Origin of the sequence: Paenibacillus sp. MMO-58, from assembly GCF_037146255.1 — a bacterium.
GTDB lineage: Bacteria > Bacillota > Bacilli > Paenibacillales > Paenibacillaceae > Pristimantibacillus.
In genome coordinates, this window is sequence record NZ_JBBCVY010000012.1 from 31511 (window position 1) to 52935 (window position 21425).

Consider the following 21425-nt stretch of genomic DNA (forward strand, 5'->3'; position numbering starts at 1 on the left):
GGCAATTCCGGATTTATAAAATCTTAAGCATGCACCGCGTCATGGCTTTGCGCTTCCAGGAAGCGTTCCGCATCCAGTGCTGCCATACAGCCGCTGCCTGCCGCCGTGATCGCTTGACGGTATTGACGGTCTTGTACGTCGCCGCACGCGAATACGCCAGGAATGTTAGTCTCCGAAGTGCCGGGCTTCACGATGATGTAGCCTTGCTCGTCGGTGTCGATTTGGCCGCCGAGGAATTTCGTGTTAGGCGTATGGCCGATCGTGATGAACACGCCGTCCGCTTCCACGAATTCTTCTTCGCCGGTCGCGTTGTTGCGTACTTTCAGGCCTTTCAGGCCCATTTCGCCGGGAACGATCTCAAGCGGAGTTTTGTTCAGGTTCCAGCTGATTTTTTCGTTCGCGCGTGCGCGGTCCTGCATGATTTTCGAAGCGCGGAGCTCATCGCGACGGTTAACAACGGTTACTTCGGATGCAAAGCGAGTCAGGAAGACCGCTTCTTCCATTGCGGAGTCGCCGCCGCCAACGATGATCAGCTTTTTGTTGCGGAAGAAGAAGCCGTCGCAAGTTGCGCAAGTGCTGACGCCGCGGCCGATGTTTTCTTGCTCGCCCGGAATGCCGAGGTATTTCGCGGAAGCGCCCGTCGAGATAATAACGGATTCGGCTTGAATTTCGCCGATGCCTTCAACGTCAAGCGTATAAGGACGTTTGCTAAAGTCGACGCTTTTTACGGAGCCATTGCGGAAGGATGCGCCGAAACGCTGCGCTTGCTTACGCATGTTGGACATCAGTTCGCTGCCGAGAATGCCTTCAGGGAAACCCGGGAAGTTCTCGATTTCCGTTGTTGTCGTCAGCTGACCGCCTGGCTGCCAGCCTTCGATAACGAGGGGCTCCATATTTGCGCGCGCCAGATAGATCGCCGCCGTCAATCCGGCAGGGCCGGTACCGATAATGACTGTTTTGTGCATGAAGAATTCCTCCACTCATCTATATGTTGTTGGTATATGTCGCAATTTCTAGTTTAAAATTATTACAATCTGTAAACTTTGTCAATACAGTTCATCTTAATTTCATCTAGATGTATTATTGTAGAAAGATAGTTTACGGGAGGTGCTCTATAATGCCGAAAATACTCGTCGTGGACGACGATCCGAATATACGGGAGCTTGTCAGCTTGTTTTTGCGGAGAGAAGGCTACGAAGTGATCGAAGCGACCAACGGGGATGACGCTTTAACCCGGTTGGAGGCGGTCAAGCCGGATCTCGCGGTGATTGATGTGATGATGCCCAAAATGGACGGATGGGCCTTATGCTCGGCTTTGCGTGAGTCGTTCGATATGCCGCTCTTGATGCTGACGGCCAAGGGCGAGACGGCTCACAAGGTAAAAGGCTTTGAGCTTGGCGCCGATGATTACGTGGTGAAGCCCTTTGATCCGCCGGAGCTGATCGTCAGAGTCAAAGCGCTTCTCAAGCGGTACCGCATTGCTTCCTCGCAGGTCGTGGAGCTTGGCGGGCTGTCAATGAACCGCTCGGACTTCCAGCTTGCCGCGAACGGCGAGAAGATTCTGCTGCCGCCGAAGGAATTCGAGCTGCTCTTCAAGCTGGCGAGCTATCCGGGCAAAACCTTCACGAGGGAGCATCTGATCGAGCAGTTGTGGGGGATGAACTACGAAGGGGACGAGCGTACGGTTGATGTACATATTAAGCGTCTTCGCGAACGGTTTCCGGAGGACGATTTTGGCTTCCGCATCGTGACGATCCGCGGCCTTGGCTACCGATTGGAGGAGCGGGCATGATCCGCAGCTTGTATGTAAGAATAGCGGTGACTTTTCTGGTCATCGTATTAGTAAGTATAAGTATTGCCTATTATACGGCGAACCAGCTGTTCAAGCGGGATCTGCAGGGGCAGAACGGCCTGGAGGAAATGATGATAACCCGGCTTGAGCGGCTGTACAACGATTCGTCTCCGCGGTCCTTGCCGATGTTCCTCGAGCAGGTCTCGAGCCTTCAAGAGATGTCGATCGTTGCCGTCAACCGAAACGGGCTTGTTATTCAGGTCGGCCGGACAAGCCGGGCGATCGTGAATCATTTGACTTACAAGACGGTCGAGAACATTTTTGGAGGCAAAACGGAACGGGTAAACTACGCGGACGAGCATGCGGGCGGGCCGCCATCGCCTCCGGCATACGGCCGCCTGGCGCAATTCGGCAATACGGAATGGGCGGTATTTATTACTCCGGATCATGTCCGGCAGGTCCGAAGCTTTCAGCGGAATACGTTCACCATTCTGATTACGCTGCTGGTGGTCGGCTGTATCCTGATTCTGTTCGCTGCCCGTTATCTGGTGAAGCCGCTCAAAATGATGACGGCCGCCACAACCCGCATAGCCAAAGGCGACTTTGGCGTACAGCTTCCGATGTCGCACAAGAACGAGCTGGGCGAGCTTGCGGACAGCATCAACAAGATGGCGCATAGCTTGTCGCAGCTGGAGACGATGCGGCGCGATTTCGTATCCAACGTATCGCATGAAATCCAGTCACCGCTCACCTCGATCGGCGGCTTTGCAGAGGCGCTGCGCAGCGAGGATTTGACGGAAGGGGACCGAAATCGTTATGTTGGTATTATTAAGCAGGAGAGCAGTCGCCTATCCCGGCTAAGCGAAAACCTGCTGAAGCTGGCGTCACTGGATTCCGAGCATCATCCGTACAAACCGGTCACCTACCGGCTGGACAGGCAGCTTCGCGACGTTGTTTTGTCCTGCGAGCCGACCTGGCTTGCGAAGCGGCTGACGGTAGAGCTCTTAATGGAAGAGACCGTGATTAAAGCGGACGAAGATCAACTGAGCCAGGTATGGATCAACCTGCTTACGAACAGTATTAAATTTACGCCCGAGGAAGGCAAAATCTCGTTCCAGCTCTCGGAGAAAAACGGCTATGCCGTCGTCCGGATCTCCGATACGGGCAGCGGAATACCGGAGGAGGAACGGGACCGGGTATTTGAAAGGTTTTACAAAATCGATCCGTCGAGGGACCGTTCTGAGGGCGGAAGCGGGCTTGGCTTATCTATTGTGAAGAAGATTATCGACATTCATGGCGGAACGATCGAGATCGAGGATGCGGAGCAAGGGGCGGTATTTGTCGTTCGGCTGCCGCTCAATCCCGAACCGTCAATGTGAAACAAGAAAGGGTGACGGCCATGTTTCATGAGAAGAAGAGGCAGCAGGTACGCAAAGCCATTATTCCGGCGGGGGGACTCGGTACGCGATTTCTTCCCGCCACCAAGGCGCAGCCGAAGGAAATGCTACCGATTATCGATAAGCCGGCTATTCAATATATTGTAGAAGAAGCGGTGCAGTCCGGCATCGACAGCATCATTATCGTCAGCGGGCGGCATAAGCGGGCGATCGAGGACCATTTTGACAAATCTTATGAATTGGAAAAAGAACTCGAGGAACGCGGCAACGAAGAGATGCTCGCCATCGTCCGGGATATCTCGCATCTGGCCGATATCTATTACGTCCGCCAGAAGGAGCCGCTTGGGCTTGGACATGCCGTTTTGTGCGCGCGGCGTTTTATCGGGGACGAGCCGTTTGCAGTGCTGCTTGGCGATGACATCCTGCGTTCCGAGCCGCCATGCCTGCAGCAGATGATTCATCAGTACGAGGAGACGGGCTCCTCGGTTGTCGCCCTGATGGAAGTGCCTTGGAATCAGACGCATAAATACGGCATTGCCGCTTTTGATAACGCCGACCCTTCCCATAAACGCATTCTTGACCTGATCGAAAAGCCTGCGCCGGGGCAGGCGCCATCCAATTGGGCGGTTGTTGGGCGGTATGTGCTGGATCCGGCGATCTTCGAGCTGCTGGAGCATGCCAAGCCGGGCAAGGCGGGAGAAATTCAACTGACGGACAGCCTTCAGCAGCTGAATCATTTTGCTCCGATTCAGGCGCATCGGTTCACGGGCAAACGCCATGACGTGGGCGATAAGCTGGGCTTCGTGAAAGCAACGATTGATTTTGCGCTGGAGCGGGAGGATCTGTCGGAGGAAGTCCGCAAATATTTGCGCGAGCGACTGGGCTGAATAATGAACGGAAAAGCATGCTGCTGTGAAGGGGGAACCTCTTTCAGCAGCGTTTTTTATTATTATAAGATAACTTTGCATAATTACCGGCCTGATTCGAGCCAAAGCTTGTGCCGGGAAGAACGCTTTTGGCCTCCCCCGCTTGAGGCGATTTTGCCTACTTTGGATTTGCTCCATTAAAATTAGCTATTTAAGTTACTTCGCATGTTATAGAGTGGATTTCCTCCAACGTAGATCGCTTTTGTTGCAAAAAAAAAGCAAAGCCCTCAAACCGAGGGCTTGCCGAACAGGTCATTTACCTATTGCGCTGCTGTCTCATCCAACGCCGTTTCCGTAATCGGATTGCGTCTGATTTTTACTTCCTGGAACGTAATTTTATTATCGAGAATATAGTCCGGGATGTTGCGGTTTTTATGCGATTCGCGGAACGCTTCGCTTTTGGTCCACGCCTGGAAAGCATCCTTGGAAGTCCAGCGGGTAACAACGGCCACCTCGTCATACTCTTTCAGATTTTGCGTCCACAATACTTCGAGTCCGAGGAAGCCCTCCATCTGCTCAACCTTGCCAATCCGGTCAAAACGCTCAACAAGCTTGTCACCGCTGCCTTTTACGATCTGCGATGTGTTCGTTACGATAATCATCGTTTGTTCCTCCTCGTTTTGTTTTCGAACCGGAATAATAATGGGGTAATGGCCGTCGAAGCTGACCTTTGCCTCCAGTTCATACACTTCTCTCATGAATCCTTTAGATAATACGTTTTTAGGCCCGCCGGCAGAATGAATCTCTCCATCCTTCATTGCAATCAGATGATCGCAATAAGCGGCAGCCTGCTGAAGGTCATGCAATACCATAACAATCGTTGTCTGCTGCTGACGGTTAAGACTGACAAGCGCTTCAAGCACTTCGAGCTGATGCGCGATATCCAGATAAGTCGTTGGTTCGTCAAGTAGAAGCAGTCCGGTCTTCTGGGCAAGCGCCATTGCGATCCGGGCTTTCTGCTGCTCCCCTCCGGAGAGGGTGTTAAACATACGGTCGTCATGCCGTCTGATTCTCATCAGGCGCATCGCCCATTCGATCACGTCGTGATCTTCCTTGGAGAGCTTCTGCGAGAACATGGGACGGTGAGGGGACCGGCCGTATTCGATTAATTCCCGGACCGTGACATTGGGCATAAACTCCTTGGACTGCGGGAGCATGGAGACCGCCTTTGCGAAGTCCGCCCTGGAATATTGCTCCGCAGGCTTGCCTAATATCGTGATGCTGCCTTCATCGGGAGAAGACAGTCCTGTAATAAGAGAGAGAAGGGTGGATTTGCCGGAACCGTTTGGTCCAACGATAGCGGTTATTTTGCCCTTCGGAATGATGGCATTGACGTCTGTGAGCTTGAACATGCCCCGCTCCAGCGTCAGTCCTTTTGTCTCTGCTGCTGTCATCGCCAATTGCTCCTTTTCCTAAGCAGATATAAGAAAAAGGGTGCTCCAAGACAGGCCAGCAAAATGCCGACGGGCAGCTCGACGGGATCGAGCACCGTCCGGGCGGCCGTATCCGCCAGCGCTACAAGCGCTGCGCCGCCAAGAATGGACGCCGGCATCAGATAACGGTAATCGTCGCCGATCATGAGTCTTATCGCATGCGGGACAATCAGGCCGACAAAGCCGATCAGTCCGGCGACGCTGACGGCCGTTCCGGCCAGCAGAGAGGCGAGAAGAATAAGCAGCATGCGCTGCGTCTCTACCTTTTGTCCAAGCAGCTTGGCGGAATCATCCCCTAGCATAAGCAGATTGACAGGCTTGATGGCCAGGAAGGACAATAGAAGACCTGCCGCCGCGTAAGGCAGCATGAAGGAGAGATGATGCCAGCTTCTGCCGTTTAGTCCGCCGGACAGCCAAGGCAGCACGGCTTGAATACGGTTGCTGTACATAACCATCACGCCGTTCATGACAGCTCCGATCAGCGCATTTAAGGCAATGCCGGCAAGTACGATTTTGCCCGGGGAAGCGCCTTTATCCCATGACAGCGTGTAGATGATGATCGATGATATTAAGGCGCCAAGGAAGGCTGCCGCCGGCAAGAGATAGCTGAATTGCGGCAGCAGAACCATCGTAATAACGGCTGCCAGGCCAGCGCCGGAGGATACGCCGATCACGCCGGGATCGGCAAGCGGATTGCGCATGATGCCCTGCAGGATAGCGCCGGAGGCGGCAAGACAAGCACCGGTTAATAATCCGATCAGAACGCGGGGCAGCCGGAGATCGAAGACGATCGTATCCTGGGGCGATTCTCCCCGGGCCGTTAAGGCATGCCAAATATCTTCGAGCGCGACAGGCACGGAGCCCGCCATAAGGCCAAGCAGCAGGCTTGCGATAACGAGAACCGGCGCGATGGAGAGTACGAGTTTTCGGCGTTTGGTACGTTGCTTGATGTTCATGATTTTCCCTTTCAGCTTGCGGACAAGTGATTGCGCATGAGTGTCAAAGCTTCCATGACCCTGGTTCCCGGATTGGTGCCGAACAGATCATTGGGAAGAATCTCGACATGCCCTTGCTTTACCGCGTCTACATTGTTCCAAGCCGCGTTGTCCGCCATTTCCTTCAAGAAGCTTTCCTTTACCTGCTCCGCATTCCCATGCGTCATGATAAATATGTATTGCGGATTCGCCTGTACGATCCTTTCATTGCTAAGCTGCGCGTATTGCGGGTAGCTTTGCAGGCGGGGATAGTCGGCAGCGATGTTTACGCCTCCGGCGAGTTCAAGAATGTTGCCGCCAAGCGAAGAAGGAAGGGCGGCCATAAACGTCCCGGGAGCTCCGTATATGAGCAACACTTTAGGGCTGTTTGCCGCTGCGGCTGCCTTATACTCCGCCAGTTGGCCGTTGATTTGGTCGACGAGCCCGCTTGCCCGGTCCTCATTTTGAAGAAGCTTGCCGAACAATTCGATTTGCTGCGTAATTTCCTGCACGGAATTAGCGCTCGTAAGCAGCATCTTGGAGCCGATGCTCTCGATGGTCGGGATGTCCTTCGTGTTCATTGGACTGTTGCCAAGCACAACATCCGGATGCAGCAGCGTAATTTTCTCGAGATCGACCTCATGCGCGGTCCCGATCTGCTTCACCTCGCTCAAGGCATCCAGACTTTGAGGCAGCTCGGAGGTAGGGCGACCAATCAGGTTGCCGCCAAGCGCGTAGATAATATCGGCTTCGCCGTTGCCAAGCGCAACAATTCGTTCCGGAACATGGTTAAAGCCCAGGCTTCTTCCGGTGAAGTCCTTGATCGCGATTGCACTGCCTGCTTCAGCGGGCGACGAAGTATTGCCACAAGCGCAACAGCTTATAACGATACTGGCCACAACGGCTGCTAATAGCGATAAGCGATTACGCATGATTGCCCTCCTTTACGGGTAAAAATGGCCAAGTAATCAAGAATGATTCTCAGTTTAACAATAATGATATTCATTCTCATTTGAAACGTCAATAGTTTTTCAGGAATTTTTTAGATAAAAATTTTTGATGATAAAAAATAAAAATAATTGAACCGAATTTCATATTTATGGTTGACGTTCTCAATTAAACTGTGTTAATTTTCTCATTGAGTTTACATGAGGTCTGGCAAGCGAGGGAGAACGATGGAAAGATACGGGTGTTTTATGGGCCCGATGTACTTCTTCATGCCCGAAATCCTTGATTATTAAAGGACTAGGTTTGCTTATAGCCCCAAATTTTATTATCAGCTAGGAAGGAGGATGCAGGTCCTATTTTTTTTGATCTTTATTGAGAATGATAATCAATAAAGTATTATCATAATATTTATGTACAATTATTTTCTCTTAATTCCAGTTAATAAAAGTAAATAAATGTCATTAAGTGAAATAATTTTGGAGGTTTCAATGAAAAGGATAATAGGGAGAATGGGCGCGTGGATCCTCTCGTTAATGGTCATCATCGCCTGTATTCCAACTTACGCAGCCGCCGCTGCCTCATTGGAAGCCGGAAGCTACTCGGCCGGTTACGTGGTGCTCAGAGCCGAGGATGATTCCGCATCGATTGCCAACGATTATTGGGAGAAGCCGGCGACCGTCACGGTTGCGGACAGCGGGACTACAGTCCGGATGACCATTAATCACAGCAAGTGGGTGAAAGAGTTCAGCGTTCCGTCGGGAAGCGGATCCTACTCCGCCGTGAAAGTGGTGGGCACGGATGAAGTCGCGGACAAAAGAACGGTTGAATTTCGGGCGGATGATCTCTCGAAGCCTATTTCCGCCAAGATCCACGTGACGGTTGAGGATATCGGATACGACCATAAGTACACGATCCGATTTTCTTTTGATACAAAGAGCTTCAAGCTGATTAAAGCGGCGGAGAAGCCTGCGGAAAAACCGCCGGAGACGCCAAAAGAAACGCCGGCGGAGACGCCGAAGGAAACACCAAAGGAAACACCAAAGGAAACACCAAAGGAAACGCAGGCAGCGGATAAGGGCACAAGCACCGGCACGGCAAAGCCATCCGGCAGCAAGGAGCCCCCGGCTTCAACGGCGAAGCCAACCTCCACGGAGGAGAAGGGGGCAAGCGGCGCAACGGCTGCCGGTTCCGGCGACGGCAAAGGGAGCTCGGAAGCGGTTGGCGCTTCCGCTGAGCAGGAGCCGTCATCAACATCGGCAGCCAGCGCGATTAGTCCGGAGGCGAGCGAGTCTCCAGGCACGCCTGCGGATTCAACCGCGGTGGAGGAACCGGAAGCAGCGGAAGCGAGCGATCCGGGCAGCGATGAAGCTGCTGCCGCGGGAATCGCGGACGATGCCGATGCAGAAACAGCTTCCGCCCCGCTTGCAGAGGAAGCTTTGCAGCCGGCAGGCGGCAACGGTCGGGATTCGAAAGGCATATATATTCTGGCTGGCGTTATTATAACCGGGGCAGTGATGTTCATCGTCCAACGGCGCAAACGTTCGACCAGACAATAAATGAGGCTTTTGAACTTTAGAAACTTTACTTAAGGAGAGGTTGTCGGAAATGTTGAAGAGTGTTCTGCAAAAGAAAAGTAAACAAAAGATATCCATAATGATGATTATCGCATTAGTTCTGGCCTTATTTTCAGGTTTTTCTAAAGCTGCTTATGCGGCTGAGGATGTACAGTTTACCGATGTTACTCTAAATTACGTAAAACTCTCGGATAAAACCGTATCTTACGATGCGACGGTCGGAACCAATTACTATGACGCTAAAACGTATGAGCTTGATGGCCAAAAGTATTTGCGCGTAAGCGTTTTGAGCACCGGCATTAATCTGCAGCTTGTCATCGATGGCGTAACGCCTATCGAGGTGTCTTCGATTTACAATGCGGAAAACGCCGTTATCGGTCATGTCTACGATTATGCGATTGCAAGCTTTACCGATCCAATCGTTGGTAAGATCACTTACCAGGCTGGCCCGCAGCAAGGCAACCACCCTATGTATATCCTTATCAATCAGGATGCAAAGGCTGAAACGAGAGCGGCGTTAAAAGCGAAGCTTACGGAAGCTAACGCTATCGCGAATAAGAGCACTCAACTAACGCAAGCGATCGCTGCCGCTGCCGAGGTTGATCATTTGCTTTCCCGCGAAGCGGAGCTTCTTGCTCAATTACAAGCTCTTACAACCGCTATTGCTCGAGAAGCGGTACAGCCTGCCGCCGTTACGCTAAACTACGTGAAATTGACAGACAAAACCGTATCTTACGATGCGACGGTGGGAACCAATTACTATGACGCCAAAACGTATGAGCTTGATGGCCAAAAGTATTTGCGCGTAAGCGTTTTGAGCGCCGGCATCAATCTGCAGCTTGTCATCGATGGCGTTACGCCTATCGAGGTGTCTTCGATTTACAATGCGGAAAACGCGGTTATCGGTCATGTCTATGATTATACGATTGCAAGCTTCACCGATCCAATCGTTGGTAAGATCATTTATCAGGCCGGCCCAACACAAGGCAACCACCCGATGTATATCGTTATCAATCAGGATGCGAAGGCTGAAACGAGAGCGGCGCTGAAAGCGATGCTTGCCGAAGCTAACGCGATCGCGAATAAGAGCACTCAACTAACGCAAGCGATCGCTGCCGCTGCCGAGGTTGATCATTTGCTTTCCCGCGAAGCGGAGCTTCTTGCACAATTGCAAGCTCTCACAACTGCTGTTGCCAACGCGACGGGCGGCGGTACTGCTCCGGTTGATCCTAACCAGATCCCGAACGGTACGTACAGCCTGAACTTCACGATTTTGAAAGAAGGAACGACCCAAGCGTCGGTTATGGACGGTTATACCGTTCATCCGGCTACGCTGGTTGCGAATAACGGCGTCTATTCCGTAACCCTTCGCTTAACGCAAAGCAAAGAGATTACGGGCTTCAAGGTTAACGGCGTGGCGCCAACCACAGTTTCTTCCAATGCCGAGAAAAACACTCGCGATGTGAAGTTTACGGTTAGCGACCTGTCCCAGATGGTAAACGGCTGGGTCAAAATCGACTGGGATGCTGTTAATTATCACGAAGAGTATAACGTTCAAATCAAGTTCGGCAGCTATTTCGCTTACACCGAGCCGGGTTGGATGGGTAATCCGTCGATCCCGTCCACTCCTGATGAAGAGGAAGAAACAACGGGTCCTTCGACCGAACAACCTTCCGCAACCTTCAAGGATGTTGAAAAGCATTGGGCGAACGAGTCGATCAAACGCGCCGTCCAGCTTGGTATCGTAAACGGTTATAGCGACGGTACATTCAAACCGGACGGCGTTATTAACCGCGCCGAGTTTACGGCGATGATCAGCCGTGCCCTGAAGCTTAAAGCGCCTGTAGACGGCACAACCGTTAACTTCAGCGATCTGACCTCCATTCCGGCATGGGCGAAGCCGTTTGTCGAACAGGCGGCGGCATCGGGCATCATCAGCGGTTATGCCGATGAGTCGTTCCGTCCGGCGCAAGAGATTTCGCGTACCGAGATTGCCGTTATGGTTGTAAAAGCATTAGGCCTGCCGCTTGAGCCGACAGCATCGCTTACCTTTGCGGATGCAAACAGCGTACCGGAATACGCGAAAGCAGCCGTAGCTACGGCAATGAAATACGGCCTTTTCCAAGGCAAAGGCAATAACAAGTTTGATCCGACTGCTAATGCAACACGCGCCGAGGCTCTGACTTTGATCCTTCGCGCTCTGGATTTTGCGGCGGCACAAGCAGCGCAGCAAGCAGCAGCGAAATAAAAGCACGCAAGGGGATGTCCGGCAGACCGGACGTCCTCTGCCTTGTTTTCCGGAAAGGAGAGATAAGATGTTTGCCAGATTGGCGAAAATGCTGGTCGTTACTCTATCCATAAGCGCCTTGGCTGCTTGTTCCTCGGGCGGCAAACCGGCACGGGAGCCGGAATCCACCGCCGCAAATGCAAGCAAGCCCGCGGCAACGGAAGCCGCGAAGGAAGAGCCGCGTATCGTATCCACTACCGTAGCCGTTACTCAAATCATGGATGCGCTTGAGCTTGACCTTGTAGGCATTCCGACCAGCGTGAAGACGCTGCCGGATCGTTACGAGGAGGTTAAGGAGGTCGGGAACCCCATGAGCCCGGATATGGAGCTGGTGAAGTCGCTCAGGCCTACCGAGGTATTATCGGTTACGACCTTGAAGGTGGATTTGGAGCCAACGTTTGAAGCGGCCAAGATTAACGCAACCTTTCTCGACTTGACGAGTCTCGCGAGTATGGAAGAGGCGATCAAGAGTTTGGGGCAGAAGTATGACCGCACGGAGCAGGCCGCTAAGATCGTGATTCAAATCGATGAACGGATTGCCGAGATCAGCAAAACGACGGAAGGAAAAACAAAGCCTACCGTGCTCATTCTGCTAGGCGTTCCCGGCAGCTATCTCGTGGCGACGGAAAAATCCTATATCGGCAACCTTGCGCTGCTGGCAGGCGGCGTGAACATCGCGAGCGGCGCGAAGGTGGAGTATCTGGCTTCCAACACCGAATATTTGCAGAAGGCCAATCCGGACATTATTTTGCGTGCCGCTCACGGGATGCCGGATGAGGTGATCAAGATGTTTGACGAAGAGTTCAAGAAGAACGATATCTGGAAGCATTTTAACGCGGTGAAGAACGGACGGGTCTACGATCTTCCGGAAGAGCTGTTTGGCACAACGGCTAATCTGGCCGCGGCCGAAGCGCTGAAGTCGCTTGTTCCGATGTTGTATCCCGAAGCGAAGGATGCTGCGTAACGCGATGAGAAAAACAATCAGCTTTGCCGTTATCCTCTTGCTGCTGCTTGGCGTTACCTTCTGGTCGATGACAACGGGCAGCATTAAGGTCGGATTTATTGAGCTTATAGACGGATTATTAAACGGAAACAACGAAGAAGTGGCGGTTGTCCGCGATTTGCGGCTGCCCCGTATTATTGTCTCCATGCTCAGCGGGGCAGCGCTTGCGGTGTCGGGCGCGCTTCTTCAGGCTGTCATGCGCAATCCGCTGGCGGACGCGGGGGTCATCGGGATTTCATCCGGCGCCGGCTTTGTGTCCGTGCTGATGGTGACCATCTTTCCGGCGATGTTTTTCTGGATGCCGATTTTTTCGATTGCCGGCGGCGTATTTGCTTTCCTGCTCGTGTATTCGTTGTCCTGGAAATCCGGACTTAACCCGATGAGAACTCTGCTGGTGGGTGTCGCGATTAACGCAACCTTCACGGGGCTGGGGCAGTCCTTCAACTACCGGGGCAGTTACGCGGTGACGTCGGTGAACCAGGCGATCAGCTCGATTTTTACGATGAAAACGTGGACAGATGTTCAGGTGCTTGGTCTTTACGGCTCCGTTGGCCTGCTGCTTTCCCTGCTGGTCATTCCATGGTGCAATATTCTGGCGCTCCAGGATAAGACGGCGGGCAGCCTTGGGCTGAACGTGGCGCGCGCTCGGATTGTGATTTCCGTTATTGCGGTCCTGCTTGCTTCGGTGGCTACCGCGGTTGGCGGACTGATCCTGTTCGTAGGCCTGCTGATTCCGCATATATCCAGGCTGCTTATCGGTTCCGACCATAAAGCGCTTATCCCTTTCTCGGCACTGGCCGGAGCGCTGCTTATTTTATCCGCGGATACGATTGGACGCACGGTCCTGGCGCCTACCGAAATTCCCGCATCGATTATTATGACCGTTATTGGCGGACCGTTTCTTGTCTTTATGCTGAGAAAAGGAGGACGCGAATTTGGAGCTTAATCGGGTGACGTTTGCTTATAACGAGAAGTCCCATACGCTTCATGAGGTGACCGCCTCGATCGAGCAAGGGAAAATCACAACCATAATCGGTCCAAACGGCAGCGGCAAGTCCACCTTACTTGGCGTATTGTCGCGGCACTACCTGCCGCAAAGCGGCGAAGCGGTGCTTGACGGCAAAGCGATCCCGGCGTACAAGCCGCGAGAGCTTGCCCGCAAGCTGGCGGTCGTCCACCAGCAGAATGAAGCCCCTTCGGATATCACGGTGGAGAAGCTTGTTGCCTTCGGAAGGCTGCCTCACCGCAAGATGTGGATGCCCGGCGGAGAAGAGGACGATGCCGCCATTGAGTGGGCAATGGAGCTGACGGGTTTGTCCGAGAGGCGGAAGCAGCGCTTGAAAGAGATGTCGGGCGGTGAGCGGCAGCGCGTATGGATCGCGATGGCGCTGGCGCAGCGTACGCCAATCTTGTTTTTGGATGAACCAACGACCTTTCTGGATATGTTCTATCAATATGAGCTGCTGGAGCTTATCCGCAGGCTGAATGTCGAGCATGGTCTGACGATCGTCATGGTGCTGCATGATCTGAATCAGGCGATCCGCTACAGCGACCGTTTGCTTGTCATGAAGGAAGGGAAGCTGCTGCTTCAGGGACCTCCCGAATTTGTGGTGACGGAGCATACGATGAAGGAGATTTACGGCATCGAGGTTGCCATCCGCTGCGATGAACGAACGGGAATGTATATGGTGCCGATTGGAGTAAAATAGGCGATTTACGATGTGCCGGATCCTGCTGAAGCGGGGTTCGGCTTTTTTGACGTAAAAATTGGAAAGGGTTGGAGAAACTTTTTTTATTTTCCGTAAAGGAAAAATGGAGATCATTTATTTTTTCATATAGAATAGATAAGAGATATAAAGAGATGAACACTCAAGTTGGAGGAGAATGAAATTGTATTGCCATCATTGCGTTAGGGAGCATGATGCGGATGCCGTATACTGCAGCAGATGCGGCAGGCTGCTGGAGCCAGAGCGGAATTTGCAGCAAGGAACAGAGGATCAGGCGGCAGCGTTGGTAGAATGGGATACAGCAAAGGACCAGGCAAGCTCAGCATTGGAAACGTCGCAACTGCCGTTAAAGCAGACTGGCCGGGGCAATTTGTTCATTGGATTGATCCCCGTCATTGTACTCGTTGGCATTGCAGCGGTGCTGTTGTCTTATTATTTATATGAAAGTAGATTAAATAACCGTGTCCTGGATTGGCAGAATGCTGCCAGACAGGAGGCATTGGCGGGTAAATACGAAGAGGCATTCCGGCAACTGAACAAAGCGGCGGATGCTCGTCCGGATTTTAAGCCGGTACAGGCGGATTTGAAGGTCGTGGAGGAAGCATTATCGCTTGACCGTACGTTGACGGAAATTCAGCAGCGTCTGGACGACCAGGATCTAGGTGAAGCATCTATCCAGCTGGAGCAGGTGAAGTCGAAGCTGCGCGGACGGGAAGAGCCGATTTTCGGCAGAGTGCGGGATCAGGTTGACGCAATGTCGACGAAGGTAACAGTGCTTCAAGTATCGGCGGAGTACGAGAGCATGACCGGTATTGACGATCTTGCGGGGGAGTATAACCAGGTGAAGGGCTTGTCCGGCGATGAGGCGCTTGCGCTGCGTCATAAGATTGAAGCGAAGATTGCGGATATCAGCTATGAAGAGGCCGACGCGATGCGGAAGAAAAAGAACTTCTCGGCGGCTATTACGGCAGCGCAAAAAGGACTCATCTACGCGCCCGACAACGATAAGCTGGCTAAGCTGTACGACCGGATTGTAGCAGAGAAGAAAAACTTCGAAGACGCGGAGCAGCAGCGGATTGAGCAGGCGATGCAAAAGGCGGCGGAAGAGGATCTGATCAATCAGACGGCAGCGGTTAAGGTGAAGCATATCGATGCGCAGCTTGATCTTTTCGGCGATTTTAACGTGAAGGGGGAACTGCTCAACGCAGCAACCCGGCCGATTTACTCCGTGGTTATTGAATATACGGTTCATGATTCGGAAGGAAAAGTGATTACAACGGGCAAGGTGGATGCAACCCCGTCTTATATTGAGGCGGGCGAGACGTTCAGCTTCTCCTTTGTTGTTCATCATGTGCAGGATGAGAATGCAACAGTGGCTATCGATCATATGACTTGGTATTTGGATTAGGGGAATTAGTCATGAAAAAAGGAACATGGATTAGTCTCATCGCTTCTGTGGCGGTGCTCTGCGCGGGAGCGGGCACCGCTGCGTATATACATGCGGAGGTGCCGAAGCAGCTAAGCGGCCTGCCTTTACTCGCTGATGCTAACGCTGGTGCGCCTAAGTCGTTAAAGGATATTATTTACGCAACGCAAAAGCTGGTTGTCATGATCGAAACGGAGGACGGAACGCAAGGCTCGGGTTTCGTCTATAACGATAAAGGCGACCTGATTACGAATGCCCATGTGGTTGCCGGTGCGAGCAAGGTAACGGTAAAAACGGCCGATGCGCGCGAGCTCGAAGGAGATGTCATCGGTATCAGTACGGAGACCGACGTTGCGGTTGTGCGGGTTGCCGGACTAGCGGGAGTAGAACCGCTGTCGATGGTGCGCAAGGAAAAGGCGGAGATTGGCGACGAGGTTATCGCGATCGGTAGTCCGCTTGGCTTCCAGAATACCGTTACAACCGGCATTGTCAGCGGCGTAGGCCGGAGCTTCGAGATCAAGCCTTACACGTATAACGATCTATACCAGATTTCTGCGCCTATTGCTCCGGGCAACAGCGGCGGGCCGCTGGTCGACAAGAAGACCGGCGAAGTTCTGGGCATCAACTCTGCCGGTATCGAGCAAAGCTCGATTGGCTTCAGCATACCCATCGTAAACGTGCTGGACATGGCCGAGGCATGGTCGGAGCATCCGATGAAGACCTTGCCGGAATGGAAGCCGGCCGAGGATGACGGCAACGTGAAGAAGGATGCATCGATTACCGAGTATGCGGAATATTTGGTTACGCACTTTTACGATAGTCTAAATAATGCCGACTACGTTTACGCTTATTCCCTGCTTGGCGGCAACTGGAAGCTTGGTACCAGCTATGAGGTATTCCGTCAAGGTTACATGATGACCCGGAACGTGGTGATCGACAACATCCACGTCACGAAGGAAAGCAGTGACGAGGCGATTGTAACGGCAATTATCTCGGTTGATGAACGGGTGGACGGGGAATACCGGCTCAGCAAGTATCAGGTGACCTACGACGTGGGCTACGAGAACGATCAGCTCAAGCTGATCAGCGGCAAGGGCAAAGTCATTAAGCAAGGTGAAGAGCAAGATAAGCCTGCCAAGGCTAAATGAGGTAGAACGGGTTGAAGGAAAGGCCGCGGGCAGAGGCTCGCGGCCTTTTTGTATGCCCTATAAAGAGGTGCGACTCGCTTGCTTACTAGCGTTAGAGTTCCAGCTTCCGAACCAAACGTGTCTTCCGGCTCGCGATGAGGCTTGACCGCCGACGTGAGACTGAGCACCGCATTTTGCGATGGCGATTTCTGAGATGTCAGCGCTAACACGTTAGTTAAAGAACTTGATCCACCACGTTGCACTTTATGCATCATACCGGAGTCTTAGGGTGACATGATACGGAAAATCCTGCACGAAGTGCAGGGTATCTGGCTTGGGGGCAGCTATATTACCTCAATTTGAAGAAATATAGTGTACTATGTGCAGCATATTACGCTCAGCCCTGTCTTATTGGCTGTATATGCTGCATTTCGTGCAACGTGCATCTAAGCACGCCGAGTTGTGCGGCGAAAGCATGATCTCGAAAGGAGAATAGCCGCCTCTCAGAGGGCTGATCGGCAAGATTGTAGAGCGGAAAGGCTGGAAAAAGCCTTTCGGCGGGTAAGCGGCGCCTATAAGGGGGTATGCAGATGCTTGAAAGGCGGAAATCCGCCTTTCAGGGCAAGGAGGGCATGAAATCGCCCAAAAAAGAAAGCTGCAAGGCCGTATTAAGCCTTGCAGCTCGGATAAATCTTTATACCTCTTCCGGATCATAGGTGGCGAAGTGTTCCGCAACGTTCAGATGGGCAATGTCCGTCAGCTCCTGCGGCAGTTCATCCTCTTCGTCTGATCTTCCGGTTGCAGTGAAGATCAACTCGATTGCCACCGTATCAAAGCGTTGTACCGGGAATGTCAACAACGTTTGCGGTATAACGCGGCCATTCAAGCGGAGAATGCACTGAATTGGCCCGCCGATCGGGATTCCGCTTACCGAAGCAATCTGGCCGTTAAACGAGAAGCGTACAACGCCGGTTTGAGCAAGCGAATCGCGAATGCTCATTCCAGGCCAGAACGGTACGCGGTAAGCGTTCGTTACGTTCGGAAAGAAACGTCCGCCATTAATGACAACAGTGACATATGCCGGACCGGGCTGAGGAGGGAAAGGCGGGAAGAACGGCGGGAAAAACGGTGGAAACGGCCCTGGTCCTGGCGGGAACGGTCCCGGCCCTGGCGGAAATGGTCCCGGTCCTGGCGGAAACGGTCCCGGCCCTGGCGGAAACGGCCCCGGCCCTGGCGGAAACGGCCCCGGTCCTGGTGGGAACGGTCCCGGCCCAGGTCCCGGCCCAGGTCCTGGCCCCGGCCCTGGACCTGGGCCAGGAGGTGGCGGAGGCGGTCCGGGCATTAACGTCCGCGTGCCCCCGCAGCCGCAGTTGCTCACAACGGTATTGTTGCCTTTCCCTTCGATATACTTATAAGTATAGCTGCTCATGCGTTTTGTCAGACTCCTTCGTATGACAGATTAGGCAATCATCCTGATCCATCTTATGCGGCGGATGCCTATCCGTGTGCACGAAGCAGCAGCTACGGGACATTTTTCGAGAAAAATAAACAAGGCTGCCCCAAAGGGACAGCCTTGTTGTATTCAAGCAACTGCTTATTTAACAGCTGCTTCGTAACGTTTGCCAACTTCAGCCCAGTTTACAACGTTCCAGAACGCTGCAATATAGTCAGGGCGTTTGTTTTGGTAGTTCAGGTAGTAAGCATGCTCCCAAACGTCCAGACCAAGGATAGGCGTTTCGCCTTCGAAGATCGGGCTGTCTTGGTTAGGCAGGCTCGATACTTTCAGCTTGCCGTCTTTAACGGAGAGCCAAGCCCAGCCGCTGCCGAAGCGAGTTGTAGCTGCTTTCGCGAATTCAGCTTTGAACGCGTCGAAGCCGCCCAGTTCGCTGTCGATTGCCGCAGCAAGTGCGCCAGTTGGAGCGCCGCCGCCGTTAGGGCCGATAACTTCCCAGAACAGGGAGTGGTTTGCATGACCGCCGCCGTTGTTGCGTACAGCCGTTTTGATTGCGTCCGGAACGATTGCCAGGTTGTTAGCCAGCAGTTCTTCCAAGGACTTGTCTTGCAGCTCAGGAGCTTGTTCCAGAGCAGCATTCAGGTTAGTCACGTAAGTGTTGTGGTGACGGCCGTGGTGGATTTCCATTGTCAGCGCGTCGATATGCGGTTCAAGAGCGTCTTTAGCGTAAGGCAAAGCAGGTAATTGATGAGCCATGATTAACAGCCTCCCATAAATAGGTTATGTAAAACTCTTCTCATATTATCCCTTATCCGAGTACATAAATCAACATTAATGTTGCGAAAGTCGAATGGTGACGGACAAAGTCGTACGAGTTGTAGAATGTCACGAGAGTCACGGAAATATGCAAAAACGTTAGAAAACGAGCCGAATCCAGAGTAAACGGCTAATAAATACATGTAAGCGCTTAAAATAAAGCGTTTTCAACGTAATTTAGCAAATTTCTTTAAAATTTTTAAGTTATTTTTAAGACAAAAAGAGGATTTCGTTATAAAATGTCGTAAAATATATTAATGCAGCACTATGACAATGTATAGAAGGTGTATAATTAATGAACGTTCGTTCCTTCCAGCTGTCTGACTACAGACCGGTAACTACACTCCTTGAGGAAGTATTGTCCGAAGAGTGTTACGAACAAACGATGGAAGCTTTTGCGCGTCAATTGTCATGGGACAGTGAGCTTGTACTTGTCGCTGTCGAAGAGTCGGAAATTGTAGGTATGATCATCGGCACGATTGATAATAACAAGGGTTATTACTATCGTATCGCTGTTCATACAGAGTATCGTCGCCAAGGAATTGGCAAGGCGCTTATACAAGCTTTGCGGCAGCGCTTCGAGCAGCGCAACGTTTCCAAAATATTAATTACCGCCGATGAGCATAATGAACCGGTGTTGCCGTTATACGAAGCGATGGGATATGCTTCGAACGACTTTTTCCGTTCATTCCAGAAATTAAGTATTGTAGCAGGCTAAACGGCTTCCAAATTCAGCCTAACAGCCATATTGTGCAGGGCATATCTGCATCGCCATTGCTTTTGGCGGTCAGATATGCTTTTCTATTTAAAAGGACTATTGTTTGGAACATACGAATGGGGCGCTTGATGCCGCCCTGGCCCGTTTCACAATAAGTAAGGAGAGGCGTCATGGACATTTATCGGCACTGTGTTATCAAAAGCTTCAAGCACGACGGTCATATTCACCGAACATGGCAGCGCAACTACCTTGTGCCGGCAGAACGGCTTGCGCCGGTGCACAGGGATAACCAAATCATTGTGCTTATAAATCGTCAGACGCCTATAGTGGAATCCGACGGCAAGCAATGGATCAGCCGCGTGCCGGCAGTATCGTTCTTTATTCCGGGTGAATGGTTTAATGTCGTAGCGCTGCTGGAAGACAGCGGCATTCGTTACTATTGCAATATCGCATCTCCTCCTTATTTGCAGGGGGACGTGCTTACTTATATCGATTATGATCTGGATGTGATCCGCACGACCGAAGGCAACCGCTATGTCGTGGATCAGGACGAGTACCAGATGCACAAGCTGGCTTATCATTATCCGCAGATGGTGGAGGACAAGGTTCAGCAAGGACTGGCAGCTCTTCTCAAACGAATGGACGAGGGAGCGGTGCCTTTCCAGGATGATATTGTCCAAAGCTACTATGCAGACTGGCATAGCACATGTGGGGAAAGCGAGGGGTAGGCTGCATGAGTGTATCCCCTTCTGATCTGAATGAAACCGCCCCGCGGGAGGCTCATGAGAAGCCTCATTGGTTCAAGGAAGTGCTGGAGTGGGCGAAGACCATTACGATTTCTTTTCTGATCGTGATGGTGCTGCATCTGTTTGTCTTTAATCTCTCGACAGTCGAAGGGCATTCCATGGAGCCGACGCTTCGGGACCGGGAGTGGCTGTTCGTGAATAAGGCCGCTTATCTGATTGGCAATCCCAAGCTGGGAGATGTCGTTATTCTCGAGGACCCTTCCGCATACGGCACCGAAAAAGACTATCTGGTGAAGCGTGTCGTTGGCGTAGCGGGCGACCGTATCGAAATTTACAATAAACAGCTCTACCGTAACGGAGAAAAGGTATCGGAAGCCTATACCGATGTCGAAATCGAGGATCTGGATTTTATGCCGGTCATTGTTCCGAAGGGGCAATATTTCGTCATGGGGGACAACCGCCATGCGAGAGCCAGCAAGGACAGCCGGATTTTTGGCACCGTACCGCGTTCCATGATTCACGGCAGAGCGGATATTATTTTATGGCCGTTCAAGCAGGTGAAGGTGTTATAGCCTTATAGAATGCTCCGCAATTTTCTTTGTAGGAGATGGACGAATGAAGGAAGTAACGATTTATACGGACGGCGCCTGCTCGGGGAATCCGGGGCCGGGCGGCTGGGGAGCCGTTCTGTTCTACGGTGCTCACCGTAAAGAGCTTTCCGGGGGCGAGAAGCATTCGACGAACAACCGTATGGAGATTCAGGCGGTCATTGAAGCGCTGAGCCTTCTGAAGGAGCCGTGCAAAGCAAAGATATACAGCGATTCCGCTTGCGTCGTGAACTGTTTCCAGAAGGGCTGGATTCACGGCTGGCTGCGCAACGGCTGGAAGAACAGCAAGAAGGAGCCGGTGGAAAATCAGGATCTGTGGAAAATCTTATGGGATCTGATGAAGCGCCATCAGGTGGAATACATCAAAGTAAAAGGGCATAGCGACAATGAGTGGAATAACCGCTGCGACGAGCTTGCCCGCGAAGCGATTAAACGGTTGTAAATTTTAAAAGGAAGGGAGCCAGGTGCTA

At 52.2% G+C, this 21425-nt stretch carries 20 protein-coding genes; 14 read left to right on the plus strand and 6 right to left on the minus strand.

Annotated features, from left to right (window positions below):
* Nucleotides 1-23: 23 nt before the first annotated feature.
* Complete coding sequence (gene trxB, locus WFJ73_RS27205; protein WP_336776083.1) at nt 24-965, minus strand: thioredoxin-disulfide reductase; 942 nt, start codon at nt 963-965, stop codon at nt 24-26.
* A 152-nt stretch (nt 966-1117) separates the two neighbouring features.
* Between trxB and WFJ73_RS27210 the strand changes: the two genes are divergently transcribed.
* Genes WFJ73_RS27210 through galU form a run of 3 tightly spaced genes read left to right on the plus strand, consistent with a single transcriptional unit; the run spans nt 1118 to nt 4076 of the window.
* Nucleotides 1118-1792 carry a response regulator transcription factor gene (locus WFJ73_RS27210; protein ID WP_336776084.1) on the plus strand — a complete coding sequence of 225 codons (675 nt, stop codon included), beginning with the start codon at nt 1118-1120 and terminating at the stop codon, nt 1790-1792.
* Nucleotides 1789-3171 (plus strand): HAMP domain-containing sensor histidine kinase, encoded by a 1383-nt coding sequence (locus WFJ73_RS27215; RefSeq protein ID WP_336776085.1) that lies wholly within the window; start codon nt 1789-1791, stop codon nt 3169-3171. The genes WFJ73_RS27210 and WFJ73_RS27215 overlap by 4 nt, the downstream gene beginning before the upstream one ends.
* Before the next feature lie 20 nt (nt 3172-3191).
* The gene (galU, locus tag WFJ73_RS27220; RefSeq protein WP_336776086.1) at nt 3192-4076 is read left to right on the plus strand and encodes a UTP--glucose-1-phosphate uridylyltransferase GalU; all 885 of its coding nucleotides are present in this window, start codon (nt 3192-3194) and stop codon (nt 4074-4076) included.
* Between the two features lie 299 nt (nt 4077-4375).
* On the opposite strand, the gene isdG is transcribed toward galU, so the two are convergent.
* From isdG to WFJ73_RS27235, 3 genes are read right to left on the minus strand one after another with little or no spacing between them, the layout of a single operon-like run.
* A complete protein-coding gene (gene isdG / locus WFJ73_RS27225; protein ID WP_336776087.1) occupies nt 4376-5509 on the minus strand; it encodes a heme oxygenase in 1134 nt (377 codons plus the stop codon).
* Nucleotides 5506-6504: a FecCD family ABC transporter permease gene (locus WFJ73_RS27230; protein WP_336776088.1), complete on the minus strand. Its 999-nt coding sequence runs from the start codon at nt 6502-6504 to the stop codon at nt 5506-5508. Before WFJ73_RS27230 ends, isdG begins: the two co-directional genes overlap by 4 nt.
* An 11-nt stretch (nt 6505-6515) precedes the next feature.
* Nucleotides 6516-7454, minus strand: coding sequence for an ABC transporter substrate-binding protein (locus tag WFJ73_RS27235; RefSeq protein ID WP_336776089.1), 939 nt, complete (start codon nt 7452-7454; stop codon nt 6516-6518).
* Between the two features lie 504 nt (nt 7455-7958).
* Between WFJ73_RS27235 and isdC the strand changes: the two genes are divergently transcribed.
* The 7 genes from isdC to WFJ73_RS27270 all read left to right on the plus strand — a co-directional run bounded on the left by isdC (nt 7959) and on the right by WFJ73_RS27270 (nt 16635).
* Nucleotides 7959-9026, plus strand: a complete 1068-nt coding sequence (gene isdC, locus WFJ73_RS27240; protein ID WP_336776090.1) for a heme uptake protein IsdC — start codon at nt 7959-7961, stop codon at nt 9024-9026.
* A 49-nt stretch (nt 9027-9075) separates the two neighbouring features.
* Nucleotides 9076-11292, plus strand: a complete 2217-nt coding sequence (locus tag WFJ73_RS27245; protein ID WP_336776091.1) for an S-layer homology domain-containing protein — start codon at nt 9076-9078, stop codon at nt 11290-11292.
* Between the two features lie 67 nt (nt 11293-11359).
* Complete coding sequence (gene isdE / locus WFJ73_RS27250) at nt 11360-12295, plus strand: heme ABC transporter substrate-binding protein IsdE (RefSeq protein WP_336776092.1); 936 nt, start codon at nt 11360-11362, stop codon at nt 12293-12295.
* A 4-nt stretch (nt 12296-12299) separates the two neighbouring features.
* Nucleotides 12300-13280 (plus strand): FecCD family ABC transporter permease, encoded by a 981-nt coding sequence (locus tag WFJ73_RS27255; RefSeq protein WP_336776093.1) that lies wholly within the window; start codon nt 12300-12302, stop codon nt 13278-13280.
* Nucleotides 13270-14043: an ABC transporter ATP-binding protein gene (locus WFJ73_RS27260; protein ID WP_336776094.1), complete on the plus strand. Its 774-nt coding sequence runs from the start codon at nt 13270-13272 to the stop codon at nt 14041-14043. The genes WFJ73_RS27255 and WFJ73_RS27260 overlap by 11 nt, the downstream gene beginning before the upstream one ends.
* A gap of 175 nt (nt 14044-14218) precedes the next feature.
* On the plus strand, nt 14219-15469 hold the full coding sequence (locus WFJ73_RS27265) for an FxLYD domain-containing protein (RefSeq protein WP_336776095.1): 1251 nt from the start codon (nt 14219-14221) through the stop codon (nt 15467-15469).
* An 11-nt stretch (nt 15470-15480) separates the two neighbouring features.
* Nucleotides 15481-16635: a S1C family serine protease gene (locus WFJ73_RS27270; RefSeq protein ID WP_336776096.1), complete on the plus strand. Its 1155-nt coding sequence runs from the start codon at nt 15481-15483 to the stop codon at nt 16633-16635.
* A gap of 673 nt (nt 16636-17308) precedes the next feature.
* Here the strand turns inward: WFJ73_RS27270 and WFJ73_RS27275 are convergent.
* Nucleotides 17309-18043, minus strand: a complete 735-nt coding sequence (locus WFJ73_RS27275) for a hypothetical protein (RefSeq protein WP_336776097.1) — start codon at nt 18041-18043, stop codon at nt 17309-17311.
* A gap of 165 nt (nt 18044-18208) precedes the next feature.
* Nucleotides 18209-18823 (minus strand): superoxide dismutase, encoded by a 615-nt coding sequence (locus WFJ73_RS27280; protein ID WP_116394081.1) that lies wholly within the window; start codon nt 18821-18823, stop codon nt 18209-18211.
* A 355-nt stretch (nt 18824-19178) separates the two neighbouring features.
* Here WFJ73_RS27280 and WFJ73_RS27285 point away from each other — a divergent pair, with 355 nt between their 5' ends.
* The 4 genes from WFJ73_RS27285 (at nt 19179) to rnhA (ending at nt 21397) form a co-directional block, all read left to right on the plus strand.
* Complete coding sequence (locus tag WFJ73_RS27285; RefSeq protein ID WP_015842428.1) at nt 19179-19601, plus strand: GNAT family N-acetyltransferase; 423 nt, start codon at nt 19179-19181, stop codon at nt 19599-19601.
* Nucleotides 19602-19771: 170 nt separating this feature from the next.
* A complete protein-coding gene (locus tag WFJ73_RS27290) occupies nt 19772-20329 on the plus strand; it encodes a DUF402 domain-containing protein (RefSeq protein ID WP_116394082.1) in 558 nt (185 codons plus the stop codon).
* A gap of 5 nt (nt 20330-20334) precedes the next feature.
* The gene (lepB, locus tag WFJ73_RS27295) at nt 20335-20919 is read left to right on the plus strand and encodes a signal peptidase I (RefSeq protein WP_336776098.1); all 585 of its coding nucleotides are present in this window, start codon (nt 20335-20337) and stop codon (nt 20917-20919) included.
* Nucleotides 20920-20962: 43 nt separating this feature from the next.
* A complete protein-coding gene (gene rnhA / locus WFJ73_RS27300) occupies nt 20963-21397 on the plus strand; it encodes a ribonuclease HI (RefSeq protein WP_336776099.1) in 435 nt (144 codons plus the stop codon).
* Nucleotides 21398-21425 lie beyond the last annotated feature (28 nt).